Annotated in this window: 33 protein-coding genes; 15 read left to right on the top strand and 18 right to left on the bottom strand. The window is 60.8% G+C overall.

The window, feature by feature from the left end; translation table 11 throughout:
* From C7402_RS29525 to C7402_RS29470, 15 genes are all read right to left on the bottom strand, one after another.
* The coding region (locus C7402_RS29525; protein ID WP_244314969.1) for a DNA cytosine methyltransferase at positions 1 to 558 on the bottom strand (558 nt) is incomplete at its 3' end.
* A 29-nt stretch (positions 559 to 587) separates the two neighbouring features.
* A complete protein-coding gene (locus C7402_RS29520) occupies positions 588 to 1,310 on the bottom strand; it encodes a hypothetical protein (RefSeq protein ID WP_116613134.1) in 723 nt (240 codons plus the stop codon).
* 53 nt (positions 1,311 to 1,363) lie between these two features.
* A complete protein-coding gene (locus tag C7402_RS29515; protein ID WP_116613133.1) occupies positions 1,364 to 1,990 on the bottom strand; it encodes a hypothetical protein in 627 nt (208 codons plus the stop codon).
* 14 nt (positions 1,991 to 2,004) lie between these two features.
* The gene (locus C7402_RS29510; RefSeq protein WP_116613132.1) at positions 2,005 to 2,196 is read right to left on the bottom strand and encodes a hypothetical protein; all 192 of its coding nucleotides are present in this window, start codon (positions 2,194 to 2,196) and stop codon (positions 2,005 to 2,007) included.
* Between the two features lies 1 nt (position 2,197).
* The gene (locus tag C7402_RS29505; RefSeq protein WP_116613131.1) at positions 2,198 to 3,190 is read right to left on the bottom strand and encodes a recombinase RecT; all 993 of its coding nucleotides are present in this window, start codon (positions 3,188 to 3,190) and stop codon (positions 2,198 to 2,200) included.
* 14 nt (positions 3,191 to 3,204) lie between these two features.
* Positions 3,205 to 4,110, bottom strand: a complete 906-nt coding sequence (locus C7402_RS29500) for a YqaJ viral recombinase family nuclease (protein WP_116613130.1) — start codon at positions 4,108 to 4,110, stop codon at positions 3,205 to 3,207.
* 15 nt (positions 4,111 to 4,125) lie between these two features.
* A complete protein-coding gene (locus tag C7402_RS48055; RefSeq protein WP_279635583.1) occupies positions 4,126 to 4,251 on the bottom strand; it encodes a hypothetical protein in 126 nt (41 codons plus the stop codon).
* A 1-nt stretch (position 4,252) separates the two neighbouring features.
* A complete protein-coding gene (locus tag C7402_RS29495; protein WP_116613129.1) occupies positions 4,253 to 4,540 on the bottom strand; it encodes a hypothetical protein in 288 nt (95 codons plus the stop codon).
* A 1-nt stretch (position 4,541) separates the two neighbouring features.
* The gene (locus tag C7402_RS29490; protein WP_116613128.1) at positions 4,542 to 4,739 is read right to left on the bottom strand and encodes a hypothetical protein; all 198 of its coding nucleotides are present in this window, start codon (positions 4,737 to 4,739) and stop codon (positions 4,542 to 4,544) included.
* Positions 4,736 to 4,876, bottom strand: coding sequence for a hypothetical protein (locus C7402_RS47140; protein ID WP_165842022.1), 141 nt, complete (start codon positions 4,874 to 4,876; stop codon positions 4,736 to 4,738). Before C7402_RS47140 ends, C7402_RS29490 begins: the two co-directional genes overlap by 4 nt.
* A 2-nt stretch (positions 4,877 to 4,878) precedes the next feature.
* Positions 4,879 to 5,004 carry a hypothetical protein gene (locus C7402_RS48050; RefSeq protein WP_279635582.1) on the bottom strand — a complete coding sequence of 42 codons (126 nt, stop codon included), beginning with the start codon at positions 5,002 to 5,004 and terminating at the stop codon, positions 4,879 to 4,881.
* On the bottom strand, positions 5,001 to 5,183 hold the full coding sequence (locus C7402_RS29485) for a hypothetical protein (protein ID WP_116613127.1): 183 nt from the start codon (positions 5,181 to 5,183) through the stop codon (positions 5,001 to 5,003). The genes C7402_RS48050 and C7402_RS29485 overlap by 4 nt, the downstream gene beginning before the upstream one ends.
* A gap of 3 nt (positions 5,184 to 5,186) precedes the next feature.
* The gene (locus C7402_RS29480) at positions 5,187 to 5,375 is read right to left on the bottom strand and encodes a hypothetical protein (protein ID WP_116613126.1); all 189 of its coding nucleotides are present in this window, start codon (positions 5,373 to 5,375) and stop codon (positions 5,187 to 5,189) included.
* A 67-nt stretch (positions 5,376 to 5,442) separates the two neighbouring features.
* Positions 5,443 to 5,856 (bottom strand): hypothetical protein, encoded by a 414-nt coding sequence (locus tag C7402_RS29475; RefSeq protein ID WP_116613125.1) that lies wholly within the window; start codon positions 5,854 to 5,856, stop codon positions 5,443 to 5,445.
* 15 nt (positions 5,857 to 5,871) lie between these two features.
* A complete protein-coding gene (locus tag C7402_RS29470; RefSeq protein WP_116613124.1) occupies positions 5,872 to 6,603 on the bottom strand; it encodes a DUF6745 domain-containing protein in 732 nt (243 codons plus the stop codon).
* Between C7402_RS29470 and C7402_RS29465 the strand changes: the two genes are divergently transcribed.
* Entirely contained in the window at positions 6,592 to 7,524 is a 933-nt protein-coding gene (locus tag C7402_RS29465; RefSeq protein WP_425273809.1) for a glycine zipper family protein, read from the top strand. The two genes, C7402_RS29470 and C7402_RS29465, sit on opposite strands and share 12 nt — an antisense overlap.
* A 428-nt stretch (positions 7,525 to 7,952) precedes the next feature.
* Here the strand turns inward: C7402_RS29465 and C7402_RS46470 are convergent, their stop codons facing one another.
* Positions 7,953 to 8,237 (bottom strand): hypothetical protein, encoded by a 285-nt coding sequence (locus tag C7402_RS46470; protein ID WP_133254582.1) that lies wholly within the window; start codon positions 8,235 to 8,237, stop codon positions 7,953 to 7,955.
* A gap of 70 nt (positions 8,238 to 8,307) precedes the next feature.
* A complete protein-coding gene (locus C7402_RS29460) occupies positions 8,308 to 8,769 on the bottom strand; it encodes a hypothetical protein (RefSeq protein ID WP_133254581.1) in 462 nt (153 codons plus the stop codon).
* A gap of 108 nt (positions 8,770 to 8,877) precedes the next feature.
* Between C7402_RS29460 and C7402_RS29455 the strand changes: the two genes are divergently transcribed.
* Positions 8,878 to 9,078 carry a hypothetical protein gene (locus tag C7402_RS29455; protein WP_116613122.1) on the top strand — a complete coding sequence of 67 codons (201 nt, stop codon included), beginning with the start codon at positions 8,878 to 8,880 and terminating at the stop codon, positions 9,076 to 9,078.
* Positions 9,079 to 9,195: 117 nt separating this feature from the next.
* Here C7402_RS29455 and C7402_RS29450 read toward each other — a convergent pair whose 3' ends face one another.
* Positions 9,196 to 9,390: a hypothetical protein gene (locus tag C7402_RS29450; RefSeq protein WP_116613121.1), complete on the bottom strand. Its 195-nt coding sequence runs from the start codon at positions 9,388 to 9,390 to the stop codon at positions 9,196 to 9,198.
* Positions 9,391 to 9,686: 296 nt separating this feature from the next.
* Here C7402_RS29450 and C7402_RS47470 point away from each other — a divergent pair, with 296 nt between their 5' ends.
* From C7402_RS47470 to C7402_RS29405, 13 genes are all read left to right on the top strand, one after another.
* Positions 9,687 to 9,902 carry a hypothetical protein gene (locus C7402_RS47470; protein ID WP_133254580.1) on the top strand — a complete coding sequence of 72 codons (216 nt, stop codon included), beginning with the start codon at positions 9,687 to 9,689 and terminating at the stop codon, positions 9,900 to 9,902.
* Between the two features lie 82 nt (positions 9,903 to 9,984).
* Positions 9,985 to 10,152, top strand: coding sequence for a hypothetical protein (locus C7402_RS47130; protein WP_165842021.1), 168 nt, complete (start codon positions 9,985 to 9,987; stop codon positions 10,150 to 10,152).
* A gap of 103 nt (positions 10,153 to 10,255) precedes the next feature.
* A complete protein-coding gene (locus C7402_RS29440; protein ID WP_116613119.1) occupies positions 10,256 to 10,981 on the top strand; it encodes a YdaU family protein in 726 nt (241 codons plus the stop codon).
* Positions 10,978 to 12,696, top strand: a complete 1,719-nt coding sequence (locus C7402_RS29435; RefSeq protein ID WP_116613118.1) for a DnaB-like helicase C-terminal domain-containing protein — start codon at positions 10,978 to 10,980, stop codon at positions 12,694 to 12,696. The genes C7402_RS29440 and C7402_RS29435 overlap by 4 nt, the downstream gene beginning before the upstream one ends.
* Entirely contained in the window at positions 12,693 to 12,896 is a 204-nt protein-coding gene (locus C7402_RS46460; protein ID WP_133254579.1) for a hypothetical protein, read from the top strand. Before C7402_RS29435 ends, C7402_RS46460 begins: the two co-directional genes overlap by 4 nt.
* The gene (locus C7402_RS47125) at positions 12,893 to 13,069 is read left to right on the top strand and encodes a hypothetical protein (protein WP_165842020.1); all 177 of its coding nucleotides are present in this window, start codon (positions 12,893 to 12,895) and stop codon (positions 13,067 to 13,069) included. The genes C7402_RS46460 and C7402_RS47125 overlap by 4 nt, the downstream gene beginning before the upstream one ends.
* Positions 13,069 to 13,560 (top strand): RuvC family protein, encoded by a 492-nt coding sequence (locus C7402_RS29430; protein ID WP_116613117.1) that lies wholly within the window; start codon positions 13,069 to 13,071, stop codon positions 13,558 to 13,560. The genes C7402_RS47125 and C7402_RS29430 overlap by 1 nt, the downstream gene beginning before the upstream one ends.
* 119 nt (positions 13,561 to 13,679) lie before the next feature.
* The gene (locus tag C7402_RS29425) at positions 13,680 to 13,886 is read left to right on the top strand and encodes a hypothetical protein (RefSeq protein ID WP_116613116.1); all 207 of its coding nucleotides are present in this window, start codon (positions 13,680 to 13,682) and stop codon (positions 13,884 to 13,886) included.
* Between the two features lie 10 nt (positions 13,887 to 13,896).
* A complete protein-coding gene (locus C7402_RS29420) occupies positions 13,897 to 14,313 on the top strand; it encodes a hypothetical protein (protein WP_133254578.1) in 417 nt (138 codons plus the stop codon).
* A gap of 221 nt (positions 14,314 to 14,534) precedes the next feature.
* Positions 14,535 to 14,822 (top strand): hypothetical protein, encoded by a 288-nt coding sequence (locus C7402_RS29415; RefSeq protein ID WP_116613114.1) that lies wholly within the window; start codon positions 14,535 to 14,537, stop codon positions 14,820 to 14,822.
* 171 nt (positions 14,823 to 14,993) lie between these two features.
* Positions 14,994 to 15,185 carry a hypothetical protein gene (locus tag C7402_RS29410; protein ID WP_116613113.1) on the top strand — a complete coding sequence of 64 codons (192 nt, stop codon included), beginning with the start codon at positions 14,994 to 14,996 and terminating at the stop codon, positions 15,183 to 15,185.
* Complete coding sequence (locus C7402_RS46455) at positions 15,166 to 15,408, top strand: hypothetical protein (RefSeq protein WP_133254577.1); 243 nt, start codon at positions 15,166 to 15,168, stop codon at positions 15,406 to 15,408. The genes C7402_RS29410 and C7402_RS46455 overlap by 20 nt, the downstream gene beginning before the upstream one ends.
* Entirely contained in the window at positions 15,405 to 16,712 is a 1,308-nt protein-coding gene (locus C7402_RS29405; protein ID WP_116613112.1) for a phage terminase large subunit, read from the top strand. Before C7402_RS46455 ends, C7402_RS29405 begins: the two co-directional genes overlap by 4 nt.
* Positions 16,713 to 16,750 lie beyond the last annotated feature (38 nt).

Raw genomic sequence — 16,750 nt, 5'->3', positions numbered from 1 at the left:
GACCCATTGACGCATGCGATGCCAGCGCTGTGCGCCGAGCGTTTCTCCAGGTATGGCCACGCGCACAGAGCGAATACGCGGCTCATAACGCCGAAAGTGGTCCGCACCCGCGCTCGCGGCTTCGATAGGGATTGCCCCCACGGCGTATTCCAGGGCTTCCAGGTTATGTCGCACGAGACCGAGCCAGTCAGTCGCTGCCGCAACCTGTTCTCCAAAGAGGATTGCAGGGCGTCGCTCCTTGATGAGCCAGTACCACGAAGGCCAGAGGTGTCGCGGGTCATTAAACCCAAGTCCTTTGCCTGCGACGGAGAAAGGTTGACAAGGACAGGAACCGGTCCAAACAGGTCGGTCGTCCGGCCACCCGGCAACTCGAAGCGAGCGCGACCATCCTCCAAGGCCGGCGAAGAAATGGCACTGTGTGTATCCGCGAAGGTCATCAGGTCGGACATCTTCAATGCTCCTTTCATCAACGTCGCCGGGAGCGATGTGCCCGGCAGCTATCAGGTTGCGCAGCCACTGCGCGGCGTAGGGTTCGATCTCGTTGTAATACGCGGCCATGCCGTCTCTATGCCGTTACGGGTGGGGAGTCAGTCGCTCGAATCGACCGATAGGTTGATGCCACACTTCGAGCAGCGCGCCGGGTGCCAGCCGCGCATGCGTGATGAGGCGGTGCTTTGGTCTTCGACTTCGTGCTTGCAGATCGATACAACCCACGCCGACGGCATCGCAGCCTCGCGCTTGTAGTACGGCGTCGATTCCATTTCAAGAACTGCGGCGGCGAGATTTCCAGCGGGCTCGTTGCGTCGATGCACGGCTTTTACTGCCGCATCAATGACAGCCTCGCGGAGGTGCGACGGGTATTTATTGGCACCCCTCTCGTACACCAATGCGTGAGCTTGGCCGGTATATCCGCCGAACTGTGACGTATGCAGAAACAGGCGAGCCCATGACTTATGGTTGCCGTCACCGGGCTTTTTCACCCACGCGATACCTGGATAAGCCACCCATCCTGCGCACGCGGCGATGTTCGAAAGCGTGAGGTCGAGACGTGCCGGCTCAACGTGCTCCCAATCCAAAGCGCCTTGTGCGCGCGGCACGATATCCATCGCGTAATCAAAGACACCAGGTTTGCGCGGCGGCGGCAATTCAAGAGCGTCATCCGCATAGCCCATCGTCGTATTGCTGTTGTCGATGGGCGAGCAGCGATATCCGGCAGGACCCCACTTGTTGGCTTGGTAGCGCTCTCTCGTAATCAGAAAATCGCCAGTCGTTTTGTGACGGACGATTTGCGGGATGGCGAAGTCGCTCATGCTGTCTCACTCAATCGGTTGGGGTTAGGCGCAGTCTCCTGCGCCGTCTGCTGTCAGTGCGTCACTGCGCGCCGGCCGCGCTTCTTCTCGGGCGTCGGCTCGATGCGCGTCTCATCTTCCGCAAGGTCGGATCCCTCGAACGGATCGCGCTCATCGTCGCTTTCTTCTTCCTGCTGCCCGCTGAACAGATCGACCGGCTTGTCGGGCGGCGTGAGCGTCACGATCACTTCCTGTTGCAGGCGCGTGCAGATCTTGCCAAGGTCGTGCTCGTCCTTCGGATGAGCCGTCACCTTGAAGCCGATACCGACGCTGCCGCCTTCCTGCGCTACGAAGCGAATGTCCTTGATGCCGCATTCACCGAGTAGCACGTCTTCGGAGCCAGTCGCACCGATATGCACGCGCAGCAGATAGCCCTCGTACTTCCGGCTCCACGCATAATCGCGCATGAACGGAAAGCGCAGCTCGGTAAGCTCGTCGGACTCAAGCGGCAGATCGCCCGGCTTCGGCATCGGCTTGCGCCAGATCGACGGGCGCAGCGCGGTATCGAAGTGATCGAGCGCGGCGCTCGGCAGTACGACATAGAGACCGATGGAGAGCGCCGAAACGCGATCCTTGCCGTGCTTCTCCGATACCGGCGTCGTGCTGACGATCTTCGTGAGTTGGTCTGCGAGGCTGAACATGTGTGTGGCTTCCTTTATACGAAGTGCTTGTTGAAGATCGTTTCGAGCGCCGTGGCCTGTGCCTCGGTGATGGTGGTGAGCGAGTTGTTCGCGAGGCGGCGCTGCATGCTCTCGACGAAGCCCGTTTCCCAGTCGGTGAGGTCCTTCGTGCCGAGCAGGCCGGTCAGGCGCTCGACCATCGAGCGTGTGCTGTGGTGCTGCGCCATGTCAGGCCCCTAGAATCACTTCACGGCGGTCGTCTGCGGCCTGCTGGATCTTCACGTACTGCTCTTCGGGAAGGTCGCGCGCCGTATCCATCATGAGATCGAGTGCCTCTACGCTCGTCGCCTTCTGCACCTGGGCGAGCAGGTCGCCGTAGGAAACCATCGACTCTTCCTGCTGGGCGCGCTGGTCGGTTATTTCGCCAGTTACCAGGTCGGCGTGGTCTGATGCAGGAGATTCGTCGTCTTCCCTCACCACAACGAAATCGCCATCTATCGTCGCGTGCTTACCAGCATCAACGGCTTCGTCCACCTGGAGGGCGTTGTTCAGTTCGATCGACATCGGCAGATAGTTCGCCATGCGACGGATCAGCGTCTTGCGCACCATCTGCTCATAGTCCGTCACCCATGGGCCGCTGCCAGATGCCTTCGAGCGTGCGCGGACCTTCTCCACGTCGCTGATCGACATCCATTCGAGGTGATGGCCACCGTCCTTGAACTTGGCCACGCCGTAGACGAGACGCGCCTTCCCTCTATCGCCGTCGAGATACGGTTCGTGCACGAGGTTCGAATCGACGCCGAGCGTCAACTTGAACGTATCGTGCTCGTAGACGATGTTCGTCTCGATGCTGGTCACTTCACCGGAGCGCCGCGCGAGTGCGATCAACCCCTTGTAGCCAGGGATAAACTGCGCCTCCATCGTGTTTTTCTTGTTGTTGCGATAGGGCACGAGGTAGGCCTGACCCAGCACGCCGATCTCGAGGCCGAGCTGCGACGCCTGGATGATGCTGCCGAACACTGAGATTGCGTCGCACTTCTGGAGCGTCGGATTCTTCGCGAACTCCGTGCACGCGAGGCGGATCATGCGATCGGGGCTCATGTGCTTCGGCAGCGCCGCGGCGAGCTGGGCTTTCTGCTTTTCGAGGAAATTGCGGAACGCGACGACGGGATTCTGTTCCTTGCGGTCGGTCGCTACGGCTTTGAGTGCTGCGCTGCTCATGGTGGGATCGCTCCTTATTTGACGCGCATCACGCGCGTTTCGCTGGTCTTCTTGAAGGCCTCATAGAGGTCTGGATGTGCTGCCTTGAATGCGGTCTGGTCGAATCGGCTCGCGCTCTGGGCCTTCCATGTGACGACGGGCGCTCCCTTGATGGTCAGGATCGCGTGATCGGCCATGAAGACCTTGATGCGCTCCTCGGCCTCTTCAGCCTGCGCGCCAAGCTTCTTCAGGTCTTCCTTGAGGTTGCGCAGCCGAAACACGTCGGCCTCGATGGCATCGTTCGCTTCGATAGCCGTGCCGGCATCCTTCGCACCGTAGAGCGTCAGCACGTCAGAAACGGTCGTCGGCTCCGGCGCATCGTTGCGCTGCACGCGATCCCAGAAGGCGATTTCCTTCTCGCGGATTGCGGCGATCGTCTCGTTATCGCGCTCGACGCGGTACACGCGGAAATCGTCGGCACCGATCAGCACGCCGAACACGCACACTGGCGCGTTAGTCACCATCATTCCGTGCATGGCCTGAGCGGTGTAGTAGATGGGAATCTCGTCGGTCTGCTGCTCACCCCATTCCTTGGACTTGAAAGGCGAACTCGTCTTGATCTCGATGTTCTCGCCGCTCTGCGCTTCAGCGTCGATCTCAGCCGCGATGAACGGCAGTTCGCTATCCACATAACGCTGGCCGCGCCGCACAACCAGCAGGCCCGTTTCCTCCTGCAGGAGGTCGATCACATAAGGCTCCATGCGCTTGCCGCGCGTGAGAACCTTCACGCGGGCCGGATCGGTTTCCTCGACGCGCGGGCGGATTTTGTCGAAGAACACGTCGAGCTGCGTGCGCCACGGTGAGATGCCGAGGATTGCGGCGACATCCGAGCCGCCGAGGTACTTCGTGCGGTCGAGGACTAGGGTTTGTGGTGCATTCATGTTGCGTTACTCCCGTCAGGTTCTATGGATTTCGCCATACACCACATGCCCCGCGCTGCTCGGCTCGTGCGCCTGCAACCAGGCCGCGTAGAGCGTGAAGACGAGAAGCCAGCCGGCGAGGACGGCAAGTAAATGGCGCATGTCAGGCTCCGGTGGCTTTGGCGATGGCAGCGCGCGCTTCTTTGACAGCTTCCAGAGCGATGCCTCGGCTCTCCGGGTCGAAGATCATGCAGGAGGCCTGAAGCAATAACGCAGTGGTTTGCAGTGCTTCGAGCAGATCGGGCGCGGCGGCGATGAGGCGAGCGTTCGCTTTAACTTCCTCACCTGCGCCGTACGCGCATCCGATCGATGGGTCAATGGCAACCTGATTCAGGTATCCGGTAGGGCCACCGACGGACCACGGTCCCGGCGTAAATTTTTTCTCGTTCATCTCACGCTCCATTGCACGCTGACCACGCGATCACGATTCCGAGCCCGCACGCGAAGCCCCACGATGCGACGACCGCGATCACCTTGTGGATGCGCTCGACGCGCTTCAGGCGGTTGAGCATGTCGTTGTCGCCGTACGCGCGCCGCAACCCTTCGTCGGATATGCGAACGCTGATGCCCGGTTCTTTGTGGCGGATCATTTCAGGCTCCAGCTCAGTTGCGTAATGGCGTTCAGGAAAGGCTGGCCGACTACGATAATCAGGATTGCCGATGCAACGCAGCCACAGAAGAGCAGGCCCGCGAGGGCGGCGAGGATCATCTCGATTGCGTGCTTCATGGTCAGCACCAGATGACCGCGTCGTAGCTAACCGTGCGCCGGTACACGTTCTTGCCGAGCCACGGAACGAACGTGAACTCCATGTAGGCCGCAGCCAGCACGACGATGGAATAGCTCAGGTGGTTCATGACTGCACCTCCGGCACTGCGATAACTTCGTTGCCGATCGCCGATTCGAGCATTGCGCGTGCAATCAGGCATTGCGTCTGCGCCTGCGAACGCGGGATGAATTCATCCTTCGTCAGCACCAGTTCCGCAGCCTGAAGAGCCTTGATGGCGTCCACGATGTATTCGAGCTTTAGGACCATGGCTCAATGCTCCAGCGCATCAAGCGCGGTTTCGTCGATGCTGTGCTCGGCGCACTGGCGGTATCCCAGCGAGTCGTAGCCGTGGACCGTGCGGCGCTTGCACTCGCTGCACCAGGCGCGCGGCGCGGTCAGCTCAAGATCGGCGCCGAAGTAGTCAAGCTCGTCGGCGACTCTGGAATTGGCGGTATGCATCACACTCTCCATACCGGGCATCCCACCCGGAAAGGCCCTTCTAAAAGCCGGGCTGGCTTCGTACCGATCAGTCTCGGACCTGCACCCAGCCTTCGGGCGATTGCTCTTCGCGGATGCCGCGAATGTATTCGCCGGCGGGAAAGACGAACGTTCCGTGCGTGTCGTGACCGCGCTGGTGCACGAGCTTGCATTCCTCGTGCAGCGTGAGTTCGATGAACGTGTTGTTCGCCGCGTCGATGAGAGCCTGCGCGGCCTTGTCAATCTTCACGCCGACGCGCACGGGCTCGAGCACGTGATGGTGACCGCTTTCGCTGTGCCCGAGGATCATCTGGCCGTTTTCGAGCTTCATCGATTGCATGTTCTTGAGGCCAGAAATGCTCGTGAGAACAGACTTGGGTGCGTACTTCTTCATCCAGATCAGCACTTCGCCTTGCGCAACCGGGCGGCCTGACATGAACATCTCTTCGGTAAGGTGGATCATTGAAGTTCCTTGCGTTTAAGTTCTTGCGAACGGGATGAAATCCAGCGGGTCGCCAACACCGCGCCACCCGTTACCGCCCGCGTTCGCTTTCAGGGCGGTATTGAAACCCTTGTCGTTGACCGATTCTGCAAACCAGCGTCCCGTGCCGCAGCGATATTTGAGGAACCACTGTGCTGGCGCATCGGGGAGATCGACCTGGATCAGCGTGCCGATATGTGGCTCGTCTTCGTCGATCACCTTGGGGTTGAGTTCGGGGGATTCGAGTACGGTGCTCCAGCCCAAAATTTCGCAAGCTGCACGGCGTTGCTCAACGTTTGGCCAATTAAGGGCATCTGCCACCGTGATGCGCTTTTCAAGGATCCATTCGCGCGGCACTTCAACGCCATGCCAAAAAAATAATTCCCAACCATCGCGCCAGCGGTGCGAAGGGCCCGTCTCGCAATGCGGGCGGTTTTGCTCGTCCTTGAGAAGTACTTCGGGCCGATCGCTGACGATGCAGAACTCTTCGTGCATGATGCGAAAGCCGCCTTCGAGCGAGCACGCTTCCCACGCGCGATAGCGTTCGTGCGCGGGCAGCACGAGGCCCAGCACGTCACGATATGCAGTGAGGTAGCAATCCCACGCACTCCACATGTTTCCGCCCTGGTACATGCGATACCAGTTCTGCGCGCAGCGAAGCATAAAGAGCGGATCGACGCCGAACTCATCACCCAGCTGGCGAGCAAGCGAAGCGAAGTGATCCGGCAAGCTGTGCGTGGCGCTGTACGTGGCGCTGTCCGTGGCGCTGGCCGTGGCGCTGTCCGTGGCGTTGGCCGTGGCGCTGTCCGTGGCGCTGAGCGTGGCGCTGTACGTGGCGCTGTCCGTGGCGCTGCGCGTGGCGCTGTCCGTGGCGCTGCGCGTGGCGCTGTACGTGGCGCTGTCCGTGGCGCTGCGCGTGGCGCTGTACGTGGCGCTGCGCGTGGCGCTGGCCGTGGCGCTGTCCGTGGCGCTGGCCGTGGCGCTGGCCGTGGCGCTGAGCGTGGCGCTGTGCGTGGCGCTGTCCGTGGCGCTGAGCGTGGCGCTGTGCGTGGCGCTGTGCGTGGCGCTGTCCGTGGCGCTGAGCGTGGCGCTGGCCGTGGCGCTGGCCGTGGCGCTGAGCGTGGCGCTGTGCGTGGCGCTGTCCGTGGCGCTGAGCGTGGCGCTGTGCGTGGCGCTGAGCGTGGCGCTGTGCGTGGCGCTGTGCGTGGCGCTGTCCGTGGCGCTGAGCGTGGCGCTGTCCGTGGCGCTGAGCGTGACGCTGGCCGTGGCGCTGCGCGTGACGCTGGCCGTGGCGCTGAGCGTGGCGCTGTCCGTGGCGCTGAGCGTGGCGCTGTGCGTGGCGCTGTCCGTGGCGCTGTCCGTGGCGCTGAGCGTGGCGCTGTCCGTGGCGCTGGCCGTGGCGCTGTCCGTGGCGCTGAGCGTGGCGCTGAGCGTGGCGCTGAGCGTGGCGCTGTGCGTGGCGCTGGCCGTGGCGCTGTCCGTGGCGCTGAGCGTGGCGCTGCGCGTGGCGCTGTCCGTGGCGCTGGCCGTGGCGCTGCGCGTGGCGCTGTACGTGGCGCTGTACGTGGCGCTGCGCGTGGCGCTGTCCGTGGCGAGCCGGTCATTGAGCGCCTTCGCGTGGTTCTTTCGTGCCCACCAGATCGCTGCTGAAAAGCCACCTGCGAACGCCATCACGATCGGGCTCGGCACGATCACCACGCGCGGGCACTTGAGCCCGGCGGCTTCGTAGAGCGCGTGAATTGCGGGGACGAGGCGGTTCGGCTCAACGGGCGCGGTGCTCATCGCGTTGGCAATCCACTTCGCGGCGTGCGCGTCGAGGCGCACTTTCTCTTCGGGGGTGATGCCGCCAAGTACTTTCGACGGGGTGCGGATGATCTTGCTCATGTGGCCTCGCTTGGGTGGGTGATCGCGAGGACCTTGCCTCGCTGCGCGTGATGCGCTGTTGAGTGCTAGGCGTATCGCGCTCTAGCACCGTATGGCTAGAGTCTAGCACTGCGAGGGAGGATGTCAAGCACTATGGTGCTAGATTGATGGCGAAAGAAAGCCGCCCTCAGGCGGCATATATGGCTAGCTTAGGATTAGGGGTTTTTACACTCAACGACCATTGAGCGTTCCATTGTCGATCCGCCGCCCCAGCCGTTGCTGGTGCCGCCGAAGACGGCGCCGCTCTCGCCATTGCGGTCGATCACGCTGTAGCCATGCGCGCCGCATAGCTCACCAGCTTTCGAGAAGCACTTATCCCAGCCGCGTGCCATGCCGCTGCAATTCAGCGTGTAGGCCTTCTGTCCGTCCGGCGCATAACTCTCGTGAACTGTCGCGCAGGCTGCTAGCAGGCAAGGAAGTGCAATAAGAATTGGTCTCATATCTCGGCTTCCGTATGCGTTTTGAGTGGGAACTGGATGATCTTTGCTGTCGTCCTGTACGGAGGTGCTCTTATCCTGCCTTCCGACGTTCCGACTCCCATCGTTCGTGTTCGATGCTCAAAGCCTTCTTGACGGCCTCTTCGACCGCTTTCTCAACGACCTTCTCGATTATCTGATCGAAATTGGCCGTAGCTATTTTTGCATTTCGTGCTGCACCCCCGGAGAGTTGCCGCGGTCGATCCCTCGCTGAGGGTACGGCGATCAGGTTGCGGCGCACCTTTTGTTGCTGCACAGGAGCTTCGGTAGCTTGGTGGGACTCACGGCCAAGGTTCGGCGCCAGTAACTGCCATGCCTCGACCTTAAAGAAGCGGGCAATGTCTTCAAGCGTTTCGATCGTGGGATTGCCCGTCCCGTACTTGATGCGACCCAGACTCCCATCAGCAACCTTGATTTGCTTCGAAAGGTTCAGGCGTGAGATGTCCGGCCTCGATTCGAGGAGCGTCGTCAGGTTGTCCGACAGTACTTTTTTCATATCTAGCATGATCCTGCCAGTCTATTGACTTGCTCTAGCCATGTGCTGCTTGAATATCTAGCCACATGGTGCTAGATTTGAGGGGAAGCCAATCCAAAGGATTTCCCCATGTCTCTTGTCCTCTCGGTTCGTGCCGAACTTAACGCCCGGAAGGGCGAGTGGCCGGCCATCTGCAAACGCACGGGCCTGTCCTACTGGTGGCTCATCAAATACGCGCAAGGCCGCATTGATAACCCCGGCGTGCTCAAGCTCGAGAAGCTGATGGAGCACTTCGAATCAAATCCGCGCGAGCACACGGAGGCGGCATGACGCCCGCGACGCCTGAAAGGTTGAGAGAGCGGCGGCGGAAAAGATCCGCCAGGCGGCATAGCGAAGTGGCCTTTTCTGAGGTTGTTCGCCAGATAGGCCACATCGTCCGTTCGCAACTCAAAAAGCCTTCCGAAGCTCCTGGATCAAATCCTCCAGAGCCGGAAGGCGTTGCTTGAGATGAGCAGCTGTCCAGATGGCGTAGTTGGCCTCCAAGTCGGAAGCGACATCGCCTATCTGAACAACGCCTTTTTTGTGAAGCGTTTGCACAAGTGAGAAGTACGCCATGACAAGCGCTGGCAGTTGATCGTCCATAGGAGCCTCCTTTCAGGTCCGGATTGATGCTGGGGAGCGGACATCTTGACATGACTGGAGGCTCCTAACTTTTTTGGTGGCGTCGGCAACGGCGCCTTTATTTGGCGCGGTACTCAACCGGTGATTCAACCGGTAATCCGATGAAATTTCCCTAAGAAGGCAACGAAATGAACGAACTGGGGCTAGTCGGAGGCGCGGTGAATGGGCCCGCGTTCCTTCCGAACGAGGTAGTAGCGAAGTGCAGGACATATCGCGAGATCGTGCGGCTGTCGTGGGCCCATCGCCGGATTCACGCGATGACGAAGCTTCGACTCGCCGAGTGCATCGAGTGTTATCCGTCGCACGTTTCGGACTATTTGCACGCAGATGACAGGCCCGCGCGGCGTGATCTGCCTGCAAAGCGCCTGAATGCCTGGGCGGCAACGGTGGGCAACTGGGGTGTTCAGCAGTGGCTGGCGCGTCAGGCGGGGCTCACGTACATGGAAGAAGTGATTGCACAGAGGGCTGCGTGATGACGTTCTACGACTGGATAGACCTCTATTTCCTCGGCGTGCTGTGCGTCGCGTTTGCATGCCCGTGGTGGATGGTGCGGCCATGACCGATGCAGAACGCGAAGAACGGATTCGGGATCTCGGGCAGCAGATCAACGAATCCTGGGAGCCGGATGAACTCCGGTCGCTCTGGACGGAAATGCGCGGCCTCATCATGCAGCGCTCGCAGGCACAGATCCATGCCATGGAAGTGGCGCAGGGGCTGAAATGAAGACGCTGCTTAAGCGTGTCGTGATGTGGTCGTACTGCCGCGGGCTGATTTGCGCAAAGACGGTCACGCGCGTTTTTGAGTGGTTTGGGTTGGCGGAGCACTGATGAACTATTACGAGCGCTATTGCGGCGATTACGCAAAAAAGACTGCGAGATTGACGCTGGTTCAGCACGGCGCGTACACGCTTTTGCTCGACGAATATTACTCGACCGAGCAACCTCTTTCTGACGACTTCGAAGAGCTGTACCGCGTGTGCCGCGCAATGTCCAAGGCTGAGCAGGATGCCGTGAGATTCGTCGCCGATCGTTTCTTCCCGATTGGACCGGATGGCTTGCGCCACAACGAGCGCGCCGACGAAATGATTGCGAAGGCTCGCCCAAAAATGGAGGCGGCGAAGGCAAACGGGAAGAAGGGCGGCAGGCCTCGTAAAAACCCAGAGGGTTCTGGAAATGGAAACCCAGACGAAACCCAAGCAAAACCCAGTGGGAAACCTACTGGGTTTTCAAATCAAAACCCAGAAGAAACCCAGGTCGAAACCACGCGCGCGCGTTCCCCAACCCCAACCCCAGAAGAACCTACAGAAGCTAAAGCTTCTGACGCTGACGCGTCGCCTGATCCGAAATCCGTGATCTGGAAACTCGGCGTGCAGTTGCTCAAGGGCGCGGGCGACAGCGAAGCCAACGCGAGATCGTTCCTCGGCAAGCATGCCAAGGGGGATGAAACGAAGTTGGCCGAGGTGATCGGGCATCTGGCGGCGAATCCGAAGATCGAACCCAAGGCGTACATCGTCGCGGCGATGGCACCTGAAAAACCGGAGTTGGCATTTTGAAAACCCTCATCGACTACGGCATTGACGTCGCCGGAAAGCATGGCGTCGAAGTGAAAACGACGTGCCCGCAATGCTCGTCGTCGCGGAAGAAAAAGAACTATCCGTGCCTGAACGTCAACACGGAAAAGGGCGTCTGGAACTGCTGGCACTGCGGCTGGAGCGGCACGCTTCAGGGCGGCGAATGGCAGAAGCCTGAGATCCGCAAGGTCTACTCGAAACCGGTGTTCGCGCCCGTCGAGAAGCCGAGCGAGGGCCTGGGTGCGTGGTTCGCAAAGCGCGGGATCAGCGCCGAAGTGCTCCAGCGCAATCGAATCTCCAGCGGCGAAGCGTACTTCCCGCAGGTCGAGGAAGAGCGCAACTGCATCATGTTCCCGTACTACCGCGGCGCCGAGGTGGTGAACGTGAAGTACCGGACGAAGGACAAGCTCTTCCGCATGTCGGCCGGCGCCGAGCGAATCCTGTACGGCGTCAACGACATCAGCACGGAAGCGCTCGTGTGGGTGGAGGGCGAAATCGACAAGCTGTCGGTCGAGATGGCTGGCTCGATGAGCTGCGTGTCTGTGCCGGATGGTGCGCCAGCCCCGGATTCGAAGTCGTACAGCAACAAGTTCGATTTCCTGAACGAGAAGATCCTGGCGGACGTGAAGTACCACATCATCGCGGTCGATAACGATGCCCCTGGTGTGCGGTTGCAGGAGGAACTGGTGCGTCGGCTGGGTCGGGAAAAGTGCCTCGTGGTGGTGTGGCCCGAAGATTGCAAGGACGCTAACGAAGTCCTCATGACGCATGGCGCAGAAGTTCTGGGCGATTGCATTGCGAACGCCCGGCGTCTGCCGATCGAGGGGACGTACCAGGTCGAAGATTTCCGCGCCACCCTGCGCGACCGTTTCCAGTACGGCGCGCCGAAGGGCACCTCGTCTGGCTGGAAGGGGCTCGATCCGTTCTACAACGTCATGACCGGCGAATGGACGCTCGTCACCGGTATTCCAGGCTCGGGCAAGAGCGAATGGCTCGACGCACTGACCGTGAATCTCGCGCGAGATCACGGATGGACCTTCGGGATTTTCTCGCCGGAGAATCAGCCGCTCGAATATCACGTGGACAAGATCGCGGAAAAATTCGTTGGCAAGTCCGTCGAAAAGGGTGCGGCCGACCGGATGACCGATGCCGAGCACGAAGACGCGATGGACTGGGTGAACGACCATTACACATTCATTCTGCCCGAGCTGCCGACTGTGGACGGCTTGCTTGAGACGGCGCAGGCGCTCGTCCTGAGCCGCGGCATCCGTGGGCTCGTGATCGATCCGTGGAACGAAATCGACCATTCGCGCGCGGCGGCGATCAGCGAAACCGAGCACATCTCCCAGTGCCTGTCGAAGATCCGCCAGTTCGCGCGGAACAACGGCATGCATGTCTGGGTGGTTGCTCACCCACGGATCATGCGCAAGGAAGAGGGCAAATATCCGGTGCCGACTCCTTACGACGTCGCTGGCTCGGCTCACTGGCGCAACAAGGCCGACAACTGCATCACCGTGCACTGGGATCAGGTGAAGGGCGGCGAAACGGTCCAGATCCACATCCAGAAGGTTCGCAAGAAGCAGAACGGGCGCATCGGTCTCGTCGAGCTGAACTATGACAAGGCGACCGGCCAGTATTCGAGCGAGCCGAACTATTACCCCAAGATCGTTGACCGCAAGACGCGGGAGGCAGCATGAACGAATGGTTTAGCGGGAACGAGCAGGTTCCATCCTGCGGCGACGACGAACCGCGTGTATGCCTGGTGGTACTCGCCGGCGGCGATATAACGCTCGCGAAATATGCGGAACCGAAGAACTCACGTCCGTATTGGACGGTGGATGGCGAGGTTACCCATTGGATGTATGTGCCAGAACTTCCCGACGAGGCGAAGCAATGACAGTCACCGCCACACGCGCGTGCGCGACCGACGCACGCCACGACCAGGCGCGAGCCATCAGGGAGCACCACGAGAAGCGCGAGCAAGCGCCGAAGGAGAGCGCACGCGACGCCCGCCTGCGCATGCAGATCGAGCGCGAGCGGAAGGAAAGGCCGATGACAGGAGGGAAGTGATGCTGATCGCCGGAATCGACCCAGGCCTGACTGGCGCCGTCGCTTTCATGGACCAGAACGGCTTGCGCTTCGTATTCGACCTACCGACGAAGCCGCGCCCGAATATCGGCCCGGATGCACGCGTGAAGCGCCAATGCGACGGTCACGCCCTGTCTGTGCTCCTGCAAACGCACGCAGACCCGCGAGAACGGCTGCTGGTGGTCCTCGAAGACGTGCGCATGATGGGCGGCAAGAACAACGCCATGCAAGCCCAGGAAGCGCTCATACACACGCGTGGCGTCATCGAGGGTGTGCTGGGTGCAAAAGGCTATGACGTGGCAATCGTCGCGCCGCGCACATGGAAGCGGTTTTACGGGCTCGGCTCGGACAAGGCGGAATGCCTCACGACCGCGCGCACGCTGTTCGGCAACGACTACCTGGCCCGCGCGAAGGATCACAACCGCGCCGAAGCGATGCTCATCGCCCGCTATGGCCAGCGCACTCTCACCTGACATCAACCAACCGGAGAAACGGAAATGCCGCTCCTTGAAGACCCCACAGTGATGTTCATGATCGGGATGGTAGTCGGCGCTGGCGCAATGCTCGCTGGCTTCCTGGTGGGCGGTAGCTCATGAGCCCTATCGACCCGCGCACGCGCGACAACCCGGAGGCGGCGATGGTGCACGCGCCTTCGGCAGCGTTCTTCGACCATCCACACATATGGACTGACGTAGCCCCACGCGTCGGCTGGAATCCCGAGGAAGGCTGGCGCTCGGCTGAGTCGCTGCCCGGCTTCGACAGCGAGGCGCATCGGGCGTTTATGCGCTCGTTGGGATAACGGGGAACCTATGGATCGCATCGACGAACTGCTGTGCGACTGGTGGGAATGGAGTCAAGGCTTCAATCCCGGGACCGGCTATCAGGGATTCGACAGCACGACTGCGCAATACCGATCGAGCCGTCAATGGATGGACTTTGACGATCTCGACGCCGAGGTAGAGCAGTCGCTCAAGAAGGCGCACGGTAAAGCCATCGAGCCGATGATTCTCAAGCTCGACCTGCGCGCGCGGATCGCTGTCAACACGCAGATGCGAAACTTCGCGAGCGGGGCCGCATCATGGTCCAGTGTGCGCGTGGAAAACCTCGAGGGGGAATATGCACGTGCCAAGGACATTTTGTGCCCGCAGATGGTCGCTGCCGGGCTGCTCGATAAATCGGCTTGTAAACCCGCTGAAAATGTTCTAACATGCGCGCAGTTGGGATAATTGTCCCCAAAAAAGCCCGTCCGGTCGAAAGCCGCGCGGGCTTTTTGCTTTTGCGCATGCCGATTCGGGCCCGGTGTGGCGCCCGTCGCAGTCGAGGCGGGATACCAGTCGGCAGCCGCAAAAGCAAATCTCACCGTGTCTCCAGCTCAGCGGCGTGGGGTCGCTGAGTTTCGCCCAGCCTGCCATCCCGGCGCGCTGGGTTTTTTATTTGAGGTGTCGCAATGGCCGTCCTGACCACCAAGCAGCGCAAGGCTATGCCAGCCAAGGAATTTGCAGGCGGCAAGGGAGGGAAGGCTGGCGATACCGGGCGCTTCCCGCTCAACGACAAGGCGCACATCAAGGCGGCCGAGTCGTACGAGCGTTTCGCCACGCCGGCGGAGAAGGTCAAGATCGACGCCGCGGCGAACAAGGCGTTCCCGTCTCGCGGCGAGCGCACCGAGACGAACAAGCGCACGAGCGAAGTGCGCCATCCGCAATCGCACGGTGAATGGGAAAACCTCGGGAAGTGACATGCTCGTGCCTTACCTCGCAGGCGGGATCGTGCTGGGGTGGGCAATTGGCTTCGTCGTGGGCTCAATCATCAGCTATCTCCTCGCACTCGCACTGAGAGGCATCGTCAAACTCGTCGGAATGTTCCGGCGCTAACTTCTGGAGCGCTACCCGAAAGGGCGCGGCGAAAGATGACAAAAATGTACTTTGTGCCCGAAGAACATCGGGACGCCATGATGAGCGTCCTCAAGAAGATCGAAGGAAAGAAACAACCCGGCGCTGTGTTCTTCGTAACGCCAGAGGAAATGTGGGCGTTGCAGGCCTCTCACGTTATCGACGTCCCGGAAGCCGCAGAGGTGGCAAATGGCCGCTCGACTGCGTAAGACTCACCAGGACGACGTAAGGGCAAAGATTCAGGCAAGTCAGCTTGTAAATGTCTTGCAGGATCATGCACTTGGAAAAACGCCTGATATATCTGCGAGCCGCCTGAAAGCGATCGAGATTCTGTTGCGCAAGAGCGTGCCGGATTTGAGCGCGGTCGAGCTCTCGACTGATCCCGACGCGCCGCTCGTTGTGACGAACGTCAAGCTTACGGCGCTCGAATGACGACAGCGCAGATCGCGCTTCCGAAGAAGCTGATACCGCTGTTCGACGGCGATGCAGACGTTCGGGCATCGTGGGGCGGCCGGGGAAGCGGCAAGACGCGCAGCTTCGCCAAGATGATTGCGGTCCGCGGCTACATGTTCGGCATGTCTGGCGTGACCGGCATTCTGCTCTGTGCGCGCCAGTTCATGAATTCGCTGTCGGACTCGTCGCTCGAAGAGTGCAAGCGCGCGATCGAGGATGAAGCGTGGCTCGCCGCGTACTACGAGATCGGTGACAACTACATCAAGAGCCGCGACGGGCGCATTGCGTTCGTGTTCGCCGGCCTCGATCGCAATATCGCGTCGATCAAGTCGAAAGGCCGTATTCTCGTGTGCTGGGTGGACGAGGCCGAGCCGGTCACGGAGGAAGCCTGGACCACGCTGATTCCGACGCTGCGCGAGGAAGGCGAGGGCTGGAACGCTGAACTGTGGGTGACGTGGAACCCGAAACGCAAGTCAGCCCCCGTCGAGCGGCGCTTTCGGGCAAGCAACGATCCCCGCTACAAGGGCGTCGAACTCAACTGGCGCGACAACCCGAAGTTCCCGGCCAAGCTGGAGCGTGACCGGCAGCGCGACAAGGAAGAGCGCCCCGAGCAATACGACCACATCTGGGAGGGCGGCTACGTGACCGCGCTCGAAGGCGCGTACTACGCGAAGCACCTCCAGAAGGCGAAAGAGGAAGGACGCATCGGCTTTTTCCCGGCTGATCCGCTGATGACGATCCGCCTGATTGCAGACATCGGCGGCACGGGTGCCAAGGCTGACAACTTCGTGTTCTGGGCGATGCAGTTCATCGGTCGCGAAATCCGCGTGGTGAACCATCACGAGGCGCAGGGGCAGCCGATCGACTATCACCTTGCCTGGTGTCGCCAGCAGGGATACGAGCCGTCCAGAGCGCAGATATGGCTTCCGCACGACGGCGAGACACAGGATACGGTCTATGACGTGTCGTATGAGTCGGCGCTGAGAAAGGCCGGCTACAAGGTCACTGTGGTCCCGAATCAGGGCAAAGGCGCTGCGATGGCGCGTATCGAGCGCACTCGAATCGTTTTCCCGCAGATCCGTTTCAACGAGGTGACCACCGAAGCAGGACGGCTGGCGCTCGGCTGGTATCACGAGAAGCGTGACCTTGACCGGGGAATTGGCCTCGGCCCCGACCACGACTGGTCGTCGCACTCGTCGGATGCGTTCGGTCTGGGCTGTCTCGTATGGGAAGAGCCCAAGGTAATGAAGCCGCTTGAATATGGCAAGTTGCCGATTGTTTGAGCAGTCTTATCTAACGTCAACCGATCCACAAGAAAGGA

Origin of the sequence: Paraburkholderia unamae (assembly GCF_003096875.1) — a bacterium.
Classification (GTDB): Bacteria; Pseudomonadota; Gammaproteobacteria; order Burkholderiales; family Burkholderiaceae; genus Paraburkholderia; species Paraburkholderia unamae.
Note: the sequence above shows the minus strand (reverse complement) of the source record. Positions and strands in the feature narration are given on the sequence as shown.

Coding starts and splice junctions, on each gene's coding strand:
- C7402_RS29420 (WP_133254578.1), top strand. CDS start 13,897: ATGGATCGCATCGACGAACTGCTGTGCGACTGGTGGGAATGGAGTCAA.
- C7402_RS29510 (WP_116613132.1), bottom strand. CDS start 2,196: ATGGCGCAGCACCACAGCACACGCTCGATGGTCGAGCGCCTGACCGGC.
- C7402_RS29430 (WP_116613117.1), top strand. CDS start 13,069: ATGCTGATCGCCGGAATCGACCCAGGCCTGACTGGCGCCGTCGCTTTC.
- C7402_RS46460 (WP_133254579.1), top strand. CDS start 12,693: ATGAACGAATGGTTTAGCGGGAACGAGCAGGTTCCATCCTGCGGCGAC.
- C7402_RS29520 (WP_116613134.1), bottom strand. CDS start 1,310: ATGAGCGACTTCGCCATCCCGCAAATCGTCCGTCACAAAACGACTGGC.
- C7402_RS29490 (WP_116613128.1), bottom strand. CDS start 4,739: ATGATCCGCCACAAAGAACCGGGCATCAGCGTTCGCATATCCGACGAA.
- C7402_RS29405 (WP_116613112.1), top strand. CDS start 15,405: ATGACGACAGCGCAGATCGCGCTTCCGAAGAAGCTGATACCGCTGTTC.
- C7402_RS47125 (WP_165842020.1), top strand. CDS start 12,893: ATGACAGTCACCGCCACACGCGCGTGCGCGACCGACGCACGCCACGAC.
- C7402_RS29425 (WP_116613116.1), top strand. CDS start 13,680: ATGAGCCCTATCGACCCGCGCACGCGCGACAACCCGGAGGCGGCGATG.
- C7402_RS29515 (WP_116613133.1), bottom strand. CDS start 1,990: ATGTTCAGCCTCGCAGACCAACTCACGAAGATCGTCAGCACGACGCCG.
- C7402_RS46470 (WP_133254582.1), bottom strand. CDS start 8,237: ATGAGACCAATTCTTATTGCACTTCCTTGCCTGCTAGCAGCCTGCGCG.
- C7402_RS29505 (WP_116613131.1), bottom strand. CDS start 3,190: ATGAGCAGCGCAGCACTCAAAGCCGTAGCGACCGACCGCAAGGAACAG.
- C7402_RS29485 (WP_116613127.1), bottom strand. CDS start 5,183: ATGGTCCTAAAGCTCGAATACATCGTGGACGCCATCAAGGCTCTTCAG.
- C7402_RS47140 (WP_165842022.1), bottom strand. CDS start 4,876: ATGAAGCACGCAATCGAGATGATCCTCGCCGCCCTCGCGGGCCTGCTC.
- C7402_RS47470 (WP_133254580.1), top strand. CDS start 9,687: ATGACGAAGCTTCGACTCGCCGAGTGCATCGAGTGTTATCCGTCGCAC.
- C7402_RS29415 (WP_116613114.1), top strand. CDS start 14,535: ATGGCCGTCCTGACCACCAAGCAGCGCAAGGCTATGCCAGCCAAGGAA.
- C7402_RS46455 (WP_133254577.1), top strand. CDS start 15,166: ATGGCCGCTCGACTGCGTAAGACTCACCAGGACGACGTAAGGGCAAAG.
- C7402_RS47130 (WP_165842021.1), top strand. CDS start 9,985: ATGACCGATGCAGAACGCGAAGAACGGATTCGGGATCTCGGGCAGCAG.
- C7402_RS48050 (WP_279635582.1), bottom strand. CDS start 5,004: ATGAACCACCTGAGCTATTCCATCGTCGTGCTGGCTGCGGCCTACATG.
- C7402_RS48055 (WP_279635583.1), bottom strand. CDS start 4,251: ATGCGCCATTTACTTGCCGTCCTCGCCGGCTGGCTTCTCGTCTTCACG.
- C7402_RS29475 (WP_116613125.1), bottom strand. CDS start 5,856: ATGATCCACCTTACCGAAGAGATGTTCATGTCAGGCCGCCCGGTTGCG.
- C7402_RS29455 (WP_116613122.1), top strand. CDS start 8,878: ATGTCTCTTGTCCTCTCGGTTCGTGCCGAACTTAACGCCCGGAAGGGC.
- C7402_RS29450 (WP_116613121.1), bottom strand. CDS start 9,390: ATGGACGATCAACTGCCAGCGCTTGTCATGGCGTACTTCTCACTTGTG.
- C7402_RS29480 (WP_116613126.1), bottom strand. CDS start 5,375: ATGCATACCGCCAATTCCAGAGTCGCCGACGAGCTTGACTACTTCGGC.
- C7402_RS29440 (WP_116613119.1), top strand. CDS start 10,256: ATGAACTATTACGAGCGCTATTGCGGCGATTACGCAAAAAAGACTGCG.
- C7402_RS29495 (WP_116613129.1), bottom strand. CDS start 4,540: ATGAACGAGAAAAAATTTACGCCGGGACCGTGGTCCGTCGGTGGCCCT.
- C7402_RS29410 (WP_116613113.1), top strand. CDS start 14,994: ATGACAAAAATGTACTTTGTGCCCGAAGAACATCGGGACGCCATGATG.
- C7402_RS29500 (WP_116613130.1), bottom strand. CDS start 4,110: ATGAATGCACCACAAACCCTAGTCCTCGACCGCACGAAGTACCTCGGC.
- C7402_RS29460 (WP_133254581.1), bottom strand. CDS start 8,769: ATGAAAAAAGTACTGTCGGACAACCTGACGACGCTCCTCGAATCGAGG.